Source organism: Paraburkholderia lebeckiae, assembly GCF_014201005.1.
Classification (GTDB): Bacteria; Pseudomonadota; Gammaproteobacteria; order Burkholderiales; family Burkholderiaceae; genus Paraburkholderia; species Paraburkholderia tuberum.
The window spans coordinates 20892-36105 of sequence record NZ_JACHDK010000013.1; the positions used below are offsets into that span (position 1 = coordinate 20892).

Consider the following 15214-nt stretch of genomic DNA (forward strand, 5'->3'; position numbering starts at 1 on the left):
AGTCGGGAAAGGTCTCTAACCGAGCCAGATTGCAGCCGGGTGAAAACGTCTTATAATTCTTTGCCACCGTTTTACGGTGCGGCGGTGAAGTTCCGAAAACTCACCATCTGGTACACGCCGCAGCCGTATAAATTCCCAGCGCGCATCGTCAGTCCCGCGCCGCGCATCAATTCATCCCAATTCGTGGCTCGCCGCAACCTGAGCTGTAGGAATAATTCCTACACAAATGACGGATTAATCCGTCACCCAGCTGGGGTGTCTCTCCGATTTTCGGCTGTGCCCCCTTTCGAGACAATGCTTGCAAGACCAGAGACGAGCGGATTCGCGCGGATTCAGCGCGCGCGTTCGAGCAAACGTTTCCGCAAAAAATCGGCCTGACCAGCCGGGCATACGAACGGGGGAAATCATGAGCACGACTAGCCATATGCTCAGTGAGATCAGGGAAGTCAATCTTTCCTATCTGCTGCTCGCCCAGCGTCTGCTGCGCGAAGACAAGCCGATGGGCATGTTCCGCATGGGTATTTCGGACCAGCTGGCCGACGTGCTCGCCAATCTGTCGTTGGCGCAGACCGTCAAGCTCGCGGCGTCCAACCAGATGCTGTGCCGCTTCCGCTTCGACGATCACGCGGTGCTGTCCGCCCTCGCGGACAAGGACAAGTCCAGCGCGATCGCGCAGGCTCATTCCGCGATCCTGATGGCGAGCCAGCCGGTCGAGCAGATCGGCTGATGGCCAGTAAGAGCGTCGTACTCGAAGTCCGGGAAATCACCCTCGCGATCGAGCTGGTCGAACTGGGTGCGCGTCTGCAATTGCTGGAGGCGGAAACCAGCCTGTCGCGCGACCGGCTCGTCAAGCTGTACAAGGAATTGAAAGGGGTGTCGCCGCCCAAGGGCATGCTGCCGTTTTCGACCGACTGGTTCATGACCTGGCAGCCGAACTTTCATTCGTCGCTGTTCTACAACATCTACCGTTTCATGGCCGGTCACGGCGGCTGCCGCGCGATCGAATCGATCGTCAAGAGCTACCGGCTGTATCTCGAGCACGTGCAGTTGCACGACGACGAGCCGGTGCTCAGTCTCACGCGCGCGTGGACGCTGGTGCGCTTCTTCGACTCGGGCATGCTGCAGATGAGCGCCTGCCGCCGCTGCGGCGGCCACTTCGTCGCGCACGCGTACGATCCGCAGCACGGTTTCGTTTGCGGGCTGTGTCAGCCGCCGTCGCGCGCGGGCAAGACGAAGAAGGCGGCGCAAACGCGGGCCGAGCGGCAAATCGCCGTCGCCGGAATCCCGGCCGAGGTGCCGCAAGTGACCGACGCGCGAGCTCACGAGGCCCGCTGCCCCGCCCCCACGCTCGATACCCCCGTCAACGCCGAAGTCTGAGCAGCGCATGTTGAGGCAGTGCAAGCCTCTGGTTTACACCGGACTCGAGCGCCGTGTTTTTCCCCAAAGTTTTCCGCCTCGGTGCCGTAAACCTGACTAACGACGGTAACCGTCGCTTTTTTGTGAGGGATCGGCAGTGCTGATTTTCGTGGGAACACTCGTGACGCTGTTGTCCGTTTTCGGCGGTTACGCGCTCGAAGGCGGCCATCTCGGCGCGCTGCTGCAACCCGTCGAGGTGCTGATGATCGTCGGCGCCGGACTCGGCGCGTTCATTCTCGGTAACGGGATGAAGACGATCCGGGCGACGCTGCGCGTCATTCCGACCCTGTTCAAGGGCGCGAAGTACAACAAGGACGTCTACATGGAGCTGATGGGGCTCCTGTACGTGCTGCTCGCGAAAGCACGCAAGGAAGGCACGCTGACGCTCGAAGCCGACATCGACGATCCGTCGAAGAGCCCGATCTTCACGCAGTACCCGAAGATCCTCGCCGACAAGCACATCATCGAGTTCCTGACCGACTACCTGCGGCTGATGGTCGGCGGCAACATGAATGCGTTCGAGATCGAAAGCCTGATGGACGAGGAGATCGAGACGCACCACCAGGAAGGCGAGGCGCCCGCGCACGCGCTGACCAAGGTCGGCGACGCGATGCCGGCGTTCGGTATCGTCGCCGCGGTGATGGGCGTCGTGCACACGATGGCCTCGGCCGACAAGCCGCCCGCGGTGCTCGGTGAAATGATCGCGCAGGCGCTCGTCGGCACGTTCCTCGGCATTCTGCTTTCGTACGGGCTGATCGGGCCGCTCGCCAGCGTCGCCGAGCAGCGCGTGACCGAGTCGACCAAGATGTTCCAGTGCATCAAGGTGACGATCCTCGCGAGCCTGAACGGCTACGCGCCGGCGATCGCGGTCGAGTTCGGCCGCAAGGTGCTGTTCTCGACCGAGCGCCCGTCGTTCGCCGAGCTCGAAGAGCACGTGCGCCGCGTCAAGGCGAAATAAGCAGGCGACGGGAACCGAACCGATGAGCAGCAAGGACAAAGACCGCGCAATTGTCGTCAAGCGCAGCGCGCCGAAAAAGTCCGGTCATCACGGCGGCGCGTGGAAGCTCGCGTACGCGGACTTCATGACCGCGATGATGGCGTTCTTCCTGCTGATGTGGCTGCTGAGTTCGGCCTCCACCGTGCAGCTGAAAGGTATCGCCGACTACTTCAACCAGCCGTTGAAGATCACGCTGTGGGGCGGCGATCGCAGCGCCGAAGACTCGAGCATCCTGAAGGGCGGCGGTCGCGACATCTCGACCGACGCGCAGGGCGTGACCCGCTCGTCCGACGGCAGCAGCAGCCGCGCCGAGCGCACCGCGTCGCACAACGACGACGACTCCGTGAAGCAGCTGACGGGCGCGCTCGAACGCCAGGAACAGGTGCGCCTGCACGACCTGCAGGTCAAGCTGATGGCCGCGATCGAGGCGAACCCGGTGCTGCGCCAGTTCAAGCAGCAGATCCGCATCGACTCGACGCTGACCGGCCTGCGCATCGAGATCGTCGACTCGCAGAAGCGGCCGATGTTCGCGACCGCGCGCGACGTCGTCGAGCCGTACATGCGCGACATTCTGCGCGAGATCGGCCACACGCTGAACGACGTGCCGAACCGCATCATCGTGCAAGGTCACACCGACGCCGTGCCGTACGCGGGCGGCGAGAAGGGCTATAGCAACTGGGAGCTGTCTGCCGACCGCGCCAACGCGTCGCGGCGCGAGCTGGTCGCGGGCGGCATGGACGAAGCGAAGGTGATGCGCGTGCTCGGTCTCGCGTCGACGCAGAACCTGAACAAGGCGGACCCGCTCGATCCGGAGAATCGTCGCATCAGCATCATCGTGTTGAACAGGAAGTCCGAGGAGGCGCTCGATCACGACGACTCCACGACGACGACCCTGTCGGACGACGCAGCCGGCTCGAAGCCGCTGCTGCAAAAACTTGCGCAGCCGGTGACGGCTGCACCGAAGTTGCCGGCGGCGGCGCCACCGGCCCAGTAACAGACCGCGGCCGCCGGGCCGCGGCGCGCGCCCGAGCGGGCGCGCACCGCCCGGCGACCCAGTGTTAAGCGCAGCGAGGTTTTCATGATCAGGCACATCCTGGCAATCGACGATTCGGCATCGATGCGGCAGATCCTCGCCGCGACGCTGACGGGCGCCGGCTATGAAGTCACCCTCGCGGCGGACGGCAACGAAGGGCTCGAAAACGCGCTCGCGATGGCGTTCGATCTCGTGTTGACCGACCAGCACATGCCCGGCAAGACCGGTCTCGATCTGATCACCGCGTTGCGCGGAAATCCGGCCTATCAGGCGACGCCCATCCTCGTCCTCACGACGGAATCGGGCGAACCCTTCAAAGAGGCTGCGCGCGCGGCGGGCGCGACCGGCTGGATCGAAAAGCCGCTCGACCCGGACATGCTGACCGAGCTGGTGGCGGCGCTGGCCGAACCGGACCCGGCTTGATCCGCGCAATCAGCACCTTTAGACACAGTACAGATAGCTCTCGACGCGCCTTTACGGCAGCTCACGCCAAACAGGCACTCTCGCGGTGAACCAGGCATGACACTCGACATCACACAGTTCTATCAGACGTTCTTCGACGAAGCGGACGAACTGCTCGCGCAGATGGAGCAATTGCTGCTCAATCTCGACGTGGCCCACCCGGACCCCGAAGACCTCGCGGCGATCTTTCGCGCCGCGCATTCGATCAAGGGCGGCGCGGCGACGTTCGGTTTCACCGCGCTCACCGAGACCACGCACATTCTCGAGTCGCTGCTCGATCGCGCGCGCAACAACGAGCTGGTGCTGCGCAAGGACATGATCGACACGTTCCTCGAAACCAAGGACGTGCTGTCCGGCCAGCTCGCCGACTATCGCGCGAGCGCCGAGCCCGATGCGGCGGTGGCGCGTGCGATCTGCGCGAAGCTGGAGCAGCTGCACGCGGAAAGCCGCATGGGCGGCGCGCCGGCAGCGGCGGCGAGCGCCGAAACGGCGCCGGCCGTGAGCGCACCCGCGCCCGCAGCAGCGCAGGCGACGGCAACCCAAACGACAACACAAGCAACCGCGCAACAGCAGCAAGGCGGCACCCCGCCCGAGCACGTCGTCGAACAGGCGGTGCAGGCGGCGGGCGAATGGATCGACGGCGAACCGGCACAGACCGGACAAGCCGCGGGCACGGCCGACAGCGCCGGCCCACATATGAAAATTACGCTACGGGGCGTGGGAGAGAAAGACCAGGAACTGCTCACCGAAGAGCTGGGCAACCTGGGCAACATCGTCGGGCAGGTCAAGAGCGGCAGCGATCTGATGCTGTGGCTCTCGAGCGACGTATCTTCCGACGACATCATCGCCGTGTGCTGCTTCGTGATCGACGAAAGTCAGATCACGATCGGCCGTGGCACCGCGCCGGTGGACGACGCGCAGCAGGGCGAACCTGGAACGCCCGACGCTGCCGCTCCGACACCGGCGCAAACTGCGCAGGTCGCGCCCGCCGCTCCCGCGGCGCAAGCTCAGGCGCAGCCGGTCCTTCACACGGAGCCCGCAGCATCGTCGACCCCGGCGGCCCTCACCGCAGCGCCCGCAAGCGCGCCCGGTCAGGCGGACAGCATCGAGCCGCCGCCAGCGGCACCCGCGGCGGCTCAGGCGGCGGCCAAACCGGCTTCGGCCGCGTCCGCCGATCAGGACCGCAAGGCGCCCCGTCCGGCCGCCGCGGCGGCTGGCGCCGAAGGCAGCTCGATTCGCGTCGGCGTCGAGAAGGTCGATCAGCTGATCAATCTGGTCGGCGAGCTGGTGATCACCCAGGCGATGCTCGCGGAGACCACCAGCACGTTCGATCCGGCGCTGCACGACCGGCTCTTCAACGGCATGGCGCAACTCGAGCGCAACGCGCGCGATCTGCAGGAAGCGGTGATGTCGATCCGCATGATGCCGATGGATTACGTGTTCAGCCGCTTCCCGCGTCTGGTGCGCGATCTCGCGGCGAAACTCGGCAAGGAGGTCGAACTCGTCACCTTCGGTCAGGCGACCGAACTCGACAAGAGCCTCATCGAACGGATCATCGACCCCTTGACGCACCTCGTGCGCAACAGTCTCGACCACGGCATCGAAACCGTCGAGGCGCGGCGCGCGGCGGGCAAGGATTCGACCGGTCAGCTGGTGCTGTCGGCGGCGCACCACGGCGGCAACATCGTCATCGAGGTCAGCGACGACGGCGCGGGCTTGCGCCGCGACAAGATTCTCGCGAAGGCGGCCAAGCAGGGCATGCAGGTCAGCGACACGATGAGCGACGAGGAAGTCTGGAACCTGATCTTCCTGCCGGGCTTCTCGACCGCGGAGCAGGTCACCGACGTGTCCGGCCGCGGCGTCGGCATGGACGTGGTGAAGCGCAACATCCAGTCGATGGGCGGTCACGTCGAGATCACGTCGCACGCGGGCAAGGGCAGCACCACGCGGATCGTGCTGCCGCTCACGCTCGCGATCCTCGACGGCATGTCGGTGAAGGTCGGCAACGAGATCTTCATCCTGCCGCTGAACTTCGTGATGGAGTCGCTGCAACCGCGAGCCGAAGACATTTACACGGTCGCCAACGGCGAGCGCGTGGTGCGCGTGCGCGGCGAATACCTGCCGCTGGTCGCGCTGCACGAGGTGTTCAACGTGTCGGATGCGAAGCGGGAGCCGACGCAGGGCATCGTCACGATCATGCAGACCGAGGGACGGCGCTTCGCGATGCTGATCGATGAACTCGTCGGCCAGCAGCAGGTGGTCGTGAAGAATCTGGAAACGAACTACCGCAAGGTGCACGGCATTTCCGCGGCGACCATTCTGGGCGACGGCAGCGTCGCGCTGATCGTGGACGTCGCGGCGCTGAACCGCGAATCGCGTCATGCGCATGGGCATGCGCAGGCGATGAGCCTCGCCTAACGCACGCAGCAAACGCGGCACTGACCGACATACGCAACACAACTTCAACTCAATTCATCCCAACCGTTTGGGGGCTAACGTGGCAGAAGTCCAATCCATCAATTCGAGCGTCGCAAACGCGAGCGGTACGAATGGCCGCCGCGACGCGCAGGCGGACGCCGGCGGTCAGGAATTCCTCGTCTTCACGCTCGGCGCGGAAGAGTACGGCATCGACATCCTCAAGGTGCAGGAAATCCGCGGCTACGACAACGTGACGCGCATCGCCAACGCGCCCGAGTTCATCAAGGGCGTGATCAACCTGCGCGGCATCATCGTGCCGATCGTCGACATGCGGATCAAGTTCCATCTCGGCCGCGTCGAGTACGACCATCAGACCGTCGTGATCATCCTGAACGTCGCGCATCGCGTGGTCGGCATGGTCGTGGACGGCGTGTCGGACGTGCTGACGCTCGCGGTCGATCAGATCATGCCGGCGCCGGAATTCGGCGCGACGCTGACGACCGAATACCTGACCGGTCTCGGCACGGTCGACGGCCGCATGCTGATCCTGATGGACATCGAGAAGCTGATGACCAGCTCCGAGATGTCGCTGATCGAAACGCTCGGCGCCTGAGCGCAGGCAGTAACGGAACCCGGCACAAGGAGCATCGAAATGCTGAGCAGGTGGTCGATCCGCACGTCGCTGACGGTGGTGGGGATTCTTCTGGTGACGCTGACCGTGGTAGTCGGCGCGCTCGGGCTGTCCGCGCTGAATCGCGCGAGCGGCTCGCTCGATCGCATCGCGCGCGGCGAACTGGTCGCGATTCATGCGCTCGACGATGCGTCGGCGTATCTGTTGCGTTCGCGCATCGCGATCGATCGCTTCAACACGCTGACGGCCGCCGGCAACGCAGACGAGGCGAAGAAGGCGCTCGACCGCGCGCAGGAGCTGCTCGGCAAGAGCAAGCAGAGCTGGCAGGCGTATCTCGACGCGCCGAAGCACCGCGTCGAGCAGGCCTTGCTCGACGATGTGCTCGCGAAACATACGACGGTGATGCACGACGGCGTCGACGTCGAATTCGCCGCGTTGAACGCGAACAATCTCGACGCGTATCACGCGGTCGCGGACACGAAGATCAGCCCGATGTTCATCGCCTACGACGCGGCCGCCGCCGCGGTGATCCAGGCGCTGCAGCAGAGCGTGGCCGATCAGGAAACGAGCGCGCAGTCGAACGCGTCGCTGATGATCATGCTGATCGGCGTGGCCACGGCGTTCGCGCTGCTGGTGGTGGTCGGCGTCCGTTTCGCGCTGCGCGGGCTCATCGTGCAGCCGCTGAACGACGCGACCGCCTGTTTCGAGCGGATCGCCGGGGGCGACCTGTCCAGCCCCGTCGAGGTGTTCAGCAACAATGAAATCGGTCGTCTGTTCGCGGGCATCAAGCGGATGCAGGAAAGCCTCGCGACGATGGTGCGTGCGGTCCGCAGCGGCACCGAATCGATCGACACCGGCGCGCGCGAAATCGCGATGGGCAACACCGATCTGTCACAGCGCACCGAGCAGCAAGCGGCGTCGCTGCAGGAAACCGCATCGAGCATGGATCAGCTGACCGGCACCGTGCGGCAGAACACCGAGAACGCGCGCCAGGCGAGCCAGCTCGCCGTCAACGCGTCGGACATCGCGACGCGCGGCGGCGACGTGGTGAGCCAGGTCGTCACGACGATGCAGGAAATCGCGACCAGTTCGAACAAGGTCGTCGACATCATCGGCGTGATCGAGGGCATCGCGTTCCAGACCAACATCCTCGCGCTGAACGCGGCGGTCGAAGCCGCACGCGCCGGCGAACAGGGCCGCGGATTCGCGGTCGTCGCGGGCGAAGTGCGCAGCCTCGCGCAGCGCAGCGCGAGCGCCGCGAAGGAGATCAAGGAGCTGATCGGCGATTCGGCCGACAAGATCAGGAGCGGCTCCGAGCTGGTCGGCCGCGCGGGCACGACGATGGACGAAATCGTGCAGGCTGTGCGTCGCGTGACCGACATCATGGGCGAGATCAGCGCGGCGTCGGAAGAGCAGTCGGGCGGCATCGAGCAGGTCAACCGCGCGGTCGTGCAGATGGATTCGGTCACGCAGCAGAACGCGGCGCTGGTCGAACAGGCGGCGGCCGCGGCGGCGTCGCTCGAAGATCAGACGCGGCAGTTGCAGGCGGTGCTGGGCGGCTGGAAGGTAACCGGCACACCGGCGCGTCAGAGCACCCCGGCGACGCGTGCGCAGACGCCCGCGCGGCTCGGCAAGGCTGCACCGCAAGCGGCGAGCGCGGCGACTCCGGTGAACCCGGTGGGCGCGAGCAAGGAATCGAAGGCAACCGCGCCGAGCGCGGCGCCCCCCACGCAGCACGACGTGGCCGCACGCGTCGAACCGGCATTGAAGCCCCGGCCGGCCGCAGCCGCGGCTCGCGTCGCGACCGACACGGCCACGCGCGCCGCTCCGCCGAGCACGGCGAAGGCGAGCTCGGACGCGGACTGGGAAACGTTTTAGGCAACGGCAGAGTGACATGTGGTCAACCGGCATCGCGCCCGCGGATGGGCGAAGCATCGAAACACGCGCAGCACGCGTGTCGCGAGCCGGCCATATGTCGATGGTACTCGCGGGAGGGCGCGGCCCCGCGACGACAATTCCTACCTCCCGGGCAGTCCGGCTGGGCGGCGAGCGTGACGGTTCATATCGCAGACAGGAATTTTGATGATGGCAACGCGCGCAACACAACGCCCCGCGCGGGCAGCACCTGACGGCACAGAGCCGGCCAGGTCCGTCGAGACGGGCCGCGATTTCGAATTTACGGCGGAGGATTTCGCCCGCATCCGCGACCTGATTCATCGCGGGGCGGGCATCTCGCTGTCGGACCACAAGCGCGACATGGCGTATAGCCGCCTCGCGCGCCGCTTGCGGGCGCGCGGCATCGATACGTTCCGGCAGTATCTCGATCTGCTCGAAGCGGAAAACGATCCGGCCGAGTGGGAAGCGTTCACCAATGCCCTGACCACCAACCTCACGGCGTTTTTCCGCGAAGCCCATCACTTTCCGATCCTCGCCGAGTTCGTGCCGCGCCGTGCGCAACCGGTTTCCGTGTGGTGCTCGGCGGCATCGACGGGCGAGGAGCCGTACTCGATCGCGATGACGCTGCTCGAAGCGCTCGGCGACAGCGGCGCGCGCCAGGCGTCGGTGCTCGCGACCGACATCGACACCCAGGTGCTCGCGAAGGCCGAGGCCGGCGTCTACCAGTTCGACCAGGTCAAGCACCTGTCGCCCGAGCGGTTGAAGCGCTTCTTCCTGAAGGGCACCGGCGCGCATGCGGGGATGGTCAAGGTGCGTCCCGAAGTGCGCGCGCTCGTGCGCTTCGAGCAACTGAACCTGACCAATCGCGATTACCAGTTGCGCACGCAGTTCGACGCGATCTTCTGCCGCAACGTGATGATCTATTTCGACAAGCCGACGCAGGCGCAGGTGCTGTCGCGCTTCGAGCCGCTGATGAAATCGGGCGGCCTGTTGTTCGCCGGCCATTCGGAAAACTTCACGTACGTGACGAAAGCGTTCCGGCTGCGCGGCCAGACCGTCTACGAACTGACGCGCGACGCGGGCGGTGCGCGCGCGCAGTCGCGCGCCGACGCGCATGACGCGCATCAATCGAGCGGGGTGGCCGCATGAGCAGCACGCTGCCGATCGCTTCGAACCTGTACTACGACAACCACTTCCAGCGCCCCGGCGTGAAGCTGTTGCCCAACGAGTTCTACACGACGAGCGAAGACATGGTGCTCGTGACCGTGCTCGGCTCGTGCGTCGCGGCCTGCATCCAGGACCGCACCGCGGGCATCGGCGGCATGAATCACTTCATGCTGCCCGACGACGGCGCCGACGTCGCGCAGGCCGCGTCGGACTCGATGCGCTACGGCGCGTACGCGATGGAAGTGCTGATCAACGAACTGATCAAGGCGGGCGGGCGGCGCGAGCGCTTCGAGGCCAAGGTGTTCGGCGGCGGCGCGGTGCTCGCGGGCATGACGACGATGAACATCGGCGATCGTAACTCCGAGTTCGTGCGCCGCTATCTGGACACCGAAAAGATCCGCATCGTCGCCGAGGACCTGCAGGGCTCGCACCCGCGCAAGGTCGCGTTCATGCCGCGCACCGGTCAGGTGATGGTGAAGAAATTGCGCTTGCAGCAGGAAGCGGGCGTCGCCGAGCGCGAACAGGCGCTAGTGCGGCAAAGCGCCGAAGCGCGCGCCGAGCGGCTCGCCGCCGCGCGCAAGCGGGTCGAGCTGTTCGCGAAGCCGGCCGGCGCCGCCGCGCGGCCGAGAATCGAACTGTTCGGCGCGAGCCCGCGCCCGACTGATTCCAACAACGCCAGAACTACAGAGGAGGCGTGAGCGCTGTGCAAAAGATCAAGGTATTGTGCGTCGACGATTCGGCGCTGATCCGCAGCCTGATGACCGAAATCATCAATGGCCAGCCGGACATGACGGTGGTCGCGACGGCACCCGATCCGCTCGTCGCGCGCGAGCTCATCAAGCAGCACCACCCGGACGTGTTGACGCTCGACGTCGAAATGCCGCGCATGGACGGCCTCGACTTTCTCGAGAAGCTGATGCGCCTGCGGCCGATGCCGGTCGTGATGGTGTCGTCGCTGACCGAGCGCGGCAACGAAATCACGCTGCGCGCGCTCGAACTCGGCGCGGTCGATTTCGTGACCAAGCCGAAGGTCGGCATTCGCGACGGCATGCTCGACTACTCGGAAAAGCTCGCCGACAAGATTCGCGCGGCAGCCCGCGCGCGCGTGCGCCAGGCCGCGCCCGCGCAGCAGGCGGCCACGCAGGCCGCGAATGCGCCGGTCGGCTCCGCGCCGCTCTTCAACAACCCGCTGCTGAGTACCGAGAAGCTGGTTATCGTCGGCGCCTCGACGGGCGGCACCGAAGCGATCCGCGAAGTGCTGGTGCCGCTGCCGCCCGACGCGCCCGCGGTGCTGATCGCGCAGCACATGCCGCCGGGCTTTACGAAATCTTTCGCGCAACGCCTCAATGGTTTGTGCCGGATTACCGTTAAAGAAGCGGAGCACGGCGAGCGTGTGCTGCCGGGGCACGCGTACATCGCGCCGGGCCACGCGCATCTGTTACTCGCGAGGAGCGGTGCGAACTATATTGCGCATCTGTCCGACGACCCGCCGGTGAACCGGCATCGTCCGTCGGTCGATGTGCTGTTCCGTTCGGCCGCGCAACATGCGGGCAAGAACGCGGTCGGCGTGATTCTGACCGGCATGGGGCGCGACGGCGCGGCCGGGCTGCTGGAGATGAAAAAGGCCGGTGCCTACACGCTGGCGCAGGACGAGGCGAGTTGCATCGTGTTCGGCATGCCGCGCGAGGCGATCGCGCTCGGCGCGGCCGACGAAATCGCCGCGCTGCCGGAAATGAGCCGGCGCGTGATGGCGCGTTTGTCGTCGATGGGTGACCGCGTTCAGCGGGTATGATGCGTGCCGGATGGAATGACGTGGCCGAGCGCCGCAACATGGATCAAGCAAAGGGAAAGAAATGGATAAGGGAATGAAGATTCTGGTGGTTGACGATTTTCCGACGATGCGTCGGATTGTCCGCAACCTGCTGAAGGAACTGGGCTACTCGAACGTCGACGAGGCGGAAGACGGCGCGGCCGGTCTCGCGCGTCTGCGCAGCGGCAGCTACGAGTTCGTGATCTCGGACTGGAACATGCCGAACCTCGACGGTCTCGCGATGCTGAAGGAAATCCGCGCCGACGCGAGCCTCGCGCACCTGCCGGTGTTGATGGTGACGGCCGAGTCGAAGAAGGAAAACATCATCGCGGCGGCGCAGGCCGGCGCGAGCGGTTACGTCGTCAAGCCGTTCACGGCCGCGACGCTCGACGAGAAGCTCAACAAGATCCTCGAGAAGATGGCGAAAGCCGGGAGCTGATGTGACGCCGCCGACCCAAACGCCTGGCGCCGAAGCGGGCAACGACAGCGGCGACTTCGCGTCGGACCGCATCCTTGCCCGCATCGGACAACTGACGCGCACGCTGCGCGATTCGATGCGCGAGCTCGGGCTCGACAAGCACGTCGAGCGCGCGGCCGAAGCCGTGCCCGATGCCCGCGATCGTCTGAAGTACATCGCCAACATGACCGAGCAGGCCGCCGAGCGCGTACTGTCGGCGATCGACATCGCGAAGCCGATCCAGGAGCAGCTGCAGAAAGACGCGGGCACGCTCGACGCGCGCTGGGAGCAGTGGTACGCGGCGCCGATCGAGCGCGAGGAAGTGCGCGCGCTGATGAACGACACGCGCACCTTCCTGCGCGGCGTGCCCGACGCGACCAGCGCGACCAACTCGCAGCTGATGGAGATCATGCTCGCGCAGGACTTCCAGGATCTGACCGGCCAGGTGATCAAGAAGATCACCGACGTCGTCTATCTGATCGAGCAGCAGCTGCTCGGCGTGCTGGTCGAGAACATCGCGCTCGAGCGGCGCGAGCAGTTCGCGGCGAACGCCGCGGCTCTCAAGGCGGAGGTGTCGTCGACGGGCAGCCCCGAGCATCTGCTCAACGGTCCGCAGATCAATCCGGAAGGCAAGACGGATGTGGTGCAAGACCAATCGCAGGTCGACGATCTGCTCGCGAGCCTCGGTTTCTGATCGACTGATTCAGCCCGGCAGGCGTGCCGGGCTGCTGGCTTCTCCGCGATTCGCGCCAAACACGCGTTCAATGCGCGCCGAATACCCATCTTCCGTCCGGTTTCCTGTTAGTAATAGGCGGGTAAGTCGCGCGCGCGGGCGCGCCTTGCGCCGGCTGAAAGAATCCGCAGGCATACTACGAGGTCAAAGCGGTACGGCACCCGGCTAGCGCGACGCCGGGCGGTCGCGCGGTGAGGGCGGACCCCCTCAGCGTTTGCGGCCGCGGCGGTGCCGTATCATCTGCCTATAAGCGGCCGCTTCGCCCAATCGGCGAAGCGTGCCGCGGCTCGGGAGGAGCTTCTCATGTGGAGTCGTATTGGTCGCGCCGGAGTCACGGCGCTCGTGTTGCCGTGTTCGTTGTTGGCCCTGACGGCCGCGCAGTCCGCCCATGCGGCGCTGGGCAGCGCGCCGCTTACCCCCCCATCCGACGCCTCGGTGTCGTCCCGCGTGGTGCAGCCCGCCAGCGGCGCGGCGCAAAGTGTCATGCGTTCTGAATCGAGCGCGGCATCGTCCACATCCACCACATCCGCTTCCTACACGGTACGCGAGACCACGTTCGGCAACGGCACCGTGGTGCGCGAATATCTGAGCACGAGCGGCGCGGTATTCGGCATTTCGTGGCATGGTCCGCAAATGCCCGATCTCAGTGATCTGCTCGGCAGTTATTTTCCGCAGTACGTGGCCGGCGTGAAGGCCGTGCGGGCCGCGCGCGGCAACGCGCGGGGGCCGGTCGCCGTCGACGAGAGCGGGCTGGTGGTGCGTTCGGGCGGCCACATGGGCGCGTTCAGCGGCGTCGCGTGGCTGCCGTCCGCGCTGCCGGCCGGCGTCAGCGGTTCCGACATCCAGTAACGGCGAGGACCACGATGCGAACCATGCTCACGACCGCGAACATCAAAAGCTGGATGCAGGCCGCGCTTGCCGTGCTGCTCACGGCGACGCTCGTCGCCTGCGGCGGAGGCGGAGGCGGCGGTAGCGACAACAACTCCAGTTCCAACAATGGCAGCAACACCTCGAACGGACTGAACGGCGGTTCGCTGCCGGCCAGCCCGACCCAGCAGCCGATCTCCGCGAACGCGTCGAACACCGTGCCGATCACGGTCGGCCGGGGTGTGGCCGGTGTCATCAACATTCCGACCGTCAGCGTGACGATCTGCGCGCCGGGCTCGACCAGCAACTGCCAGAAGATCGACAATATCCAGGTCGACACCGGCTCGTTCGGCTTGCGCGTGGTCAGCTCCACGCTCAATTCGACGCTGCTCGGCGCGCTGCCGGTCAGCACGATTGGCAGCAACGGCGCGCAGCTCGCCGAGTGCGCGACCTTCGCGGACGGTTACACGTGGGGCTCGGTGCGCACCGCGATCGTGACGATCGGCGGTGAAACGACGACCAGCAGCATCCCGCTGCAGATCATCGGCGACAAGTCGGCGAGCACGGTGCCCACGAGCGGCTGCGGCAGCGGCATGGCCGAAAACACGGTCGGCGATCTCGGCGCGAACGGCATTCTCGGCATCGGCACCGCGCTGACCGATTGCGGCAAGACGTGCGAGAACGCGGCGACCTACAGCAACTACTTCGCCTGCCCGAACGGCACGTCGTGCACGCGCACCGCGGTGCCGATTCCGCAACAGGTCGCCAACCCTGTCGCGAACTTCCCGCTGGACAACAACGGCGTGATCGTGCAGATGGCGCCGGTCTCGAATACCGGCCAGGCGTCGGCGACCGGCACGCTGGTGTTCGGCATCGGCACGCAGGGGAACAACCCGCTTGGCGCTGCGCAGGTCTTCACGACCGACGCATTCGGCGACCTCAACAACAGCACCTTCAACGGCAAGACCGTCCAGGCGTTCCTCGATTCCGGCTCGAACGCGTACTTCTTCAGCGATAGCACGCTCTCGCTGTGCGCCAGCCAATTCGCGGGCTTCTATTGTCCGTCGTCGGCGCAGACCCGCACGGTCACGCTGGTCGGGTTGAACAACGTGTCGGCGGTCGCGAGCATCGGCATCGTGAACGCGCAGACGCTGTTCGCCAACGGCAGCAACTACGCGTTCAACACTCTCGCCGGCCAGATCGGCGCCAATACCAGCTTCGACCTCGGTCTGCCGTTCTTTTACGGCCGCCACGTGTACTACCACCTCGATCAGACCGCGAGCGGCGCGCCTCCTTACGTCGCCTTCTGACGCGACACGTCGATCCA

15 protein-coding genes are annotated in these 15214 nt (G+C 65.8%); all 15 read left to right on the forward strand.

Translation table 11 applies throughout. The features are described from left to right. Positions 1-406 precede the first annotated feature (406 nt). The 15 genes from flhD (at position 407) to HDG39_RS22980 (ending at position 15197) form a co-directional block, all read left to right on the forward strand. Complete coding sequence (gene flhD / locus HDG39_RS22910) at positions 407-727, forward strand: flagellar transcriptional regulator FlhD (RefSeq protein WP_026225512.1); 321 nt, start codon at positions 407-409, stop codon at positions 725-727. Then, complete coding sequence (gene flhC, locus HDG39_RS22915; RefSeq protein ID WP_184008890.1) at positions 727-1377, forward strand: flagellar transcriptional regulator FlhC; 651 nt, start codon at positions 727-729, stop codon at positions 1375-1377. The genes flhD and flhC overlap by 1 nt, the downstream gene beginning before the upstream one ends. A 136-nt stretch (positions 1378-1513) precedes the next feature. After that, the gene (gene motA, locus HDG39_RS22920) at positions 1514-2374 is read left to right on the forward strand and encodes a flagellar motor stator protein MotA (protein WP_018418791.1); all 861 of its coding nucleotides are present in this window, start codon (positions 1514-1516) and stop codon (positions 2372-2374) included. A 22-nt stretch (positions 2375-2396) separates the two neighbouring features. Then, on the forward strand, positions 2397-3407 hold the full coding sequence (gene motB / locus HDG39_RS22925; protein WP_184008892.1) for a flagellar motor protein MotB: 1011 nt from the start codon (positions 2397-2399) through the stop codon (positions 3405-3407). An 84-nt stretch (positions 3408-3491) separates the two neighbouring features. Next, positions 3492-3869, forward strand: a complete 378-nt coding sequence (locus tag HDG39_RS22930) for a response regulator (protein WP_018418789.1) — start codon at positions 3492-3494, stop codon at positions 3867-3869. 96 nt (positions 3870-3965) lie between these two features. Further along, positions 3966-6326, forward strand: coding sequence for a chemotaxis protein CheA (cheA, locus tag HDG39_RS22935; protein ID WP_184008894.1), 2361 nt, complete (start codon positions 3966-3968; stop codon positions 6324-6326). Between the two features lie 79 nt (positions 6327-6405). Beyond that, a complete protein-coding gene (locus tag HDG39_RS22940; RefSeq protein ID WP_018418787.1) occupies positions 6406-6939 on the forward strand; it encodes a chemotaxis protein CheW in 534 nt (177 codons plus the stop codon). 39 nt (positions 6940-6978) lie between these two features. Next, complete coding sequence (locus HDG39_RS22945) at positions 6979-8835, forward strand: methyl-accepting chemotaxis protein (protein ID WP_184008896.1); 1857 nt, start codon at positions 6979-6981, stop codon at positions 8833-8835. A 204-nt stretch (positions 8836-9039) separates the two neighbouring features. After that, positions 9040-10002 (forward strand): CheR family methyltransferase, encoded by a 963-nt coding sequence (locus HDG39_RS22950; RefSeq protein ID WP_184008898.1) that lies wholly within the window; start codon positions 9040-9042, stop codon positions 10000-10002. Then, entirely contained in the window at positions 9999-10718 is a 720-nt protein-coding gene (gene cheD, locus HDG39_RS22955) for a chemoreceptor glutamine deamidase CheD (RefSeq protein ID WP_184008900.1), read from the forward strand. The genes HDG39_RS22950 and cheD overlap by 4 nt, the downstream gene beginning before the upstream one ends. A gap of 5 nt (positions 10719-10723) precedes the next feature. Beyond that, complete coding sequence (locus tag HDG39_RS22960; protein ID WP_184009082.1) at positions 10724-11812, forward strand: protein-glutamate methylesterase/protein-glutamine glutaminase; 1089 nt, start codon at positions 10724-10726, stop codon at positions 11810-11812. A 61-nt stretch (positions 11813-11873) separates the two neighbouring features. Further along, on the forward strand, positions 11874-12269 hold the full coding sequence (gene cheY, locus HDG39_RS22965; protein WP_018418782.1) for a chemotaxis response regulator CheY: 396 nt from the start codon (positions 11874-11876) through the stop codon (positions 12267-12269). Between the two features lies 1 nt (position 12270). Then, positions 12271-12981 carry a protein phosphatase CheZ gene (gene cheZ / locus HDG39_RS22970; RefSeq protein ID WP_184008902.1) on the forward strand — a complete coding sequence of 237 codons (711 nt, stop codon included), beginning with the start codon at positions 12271-12273 and terminating at the stop codon, positions 12979-12981. A gap of 342 nt (positions 12982-13323) precedes the next feature. After that, a complete protein-coding gene (locus HDG39_RS22975; RefSeq protein WP_184008904.1) occupies positions 13324-13869 on the forward strand; it encodes a DUF2844 domain-containing protein in 546 nt (181 codons plus the stop codon). Between the two features lie 14 nt (positions 13870-13883). Continuing rightward, entirely contained in the window at positions 13884-15197 is a 1314-nt protein-coding gene (locus tag HDG39_RS22980) for a DUF3443 domain-containing protein (protein WP_184008906.1), read from the forward strand. The last annotated feature ends 17 nt before the right edge of the window (positions 15198-15214 follow it).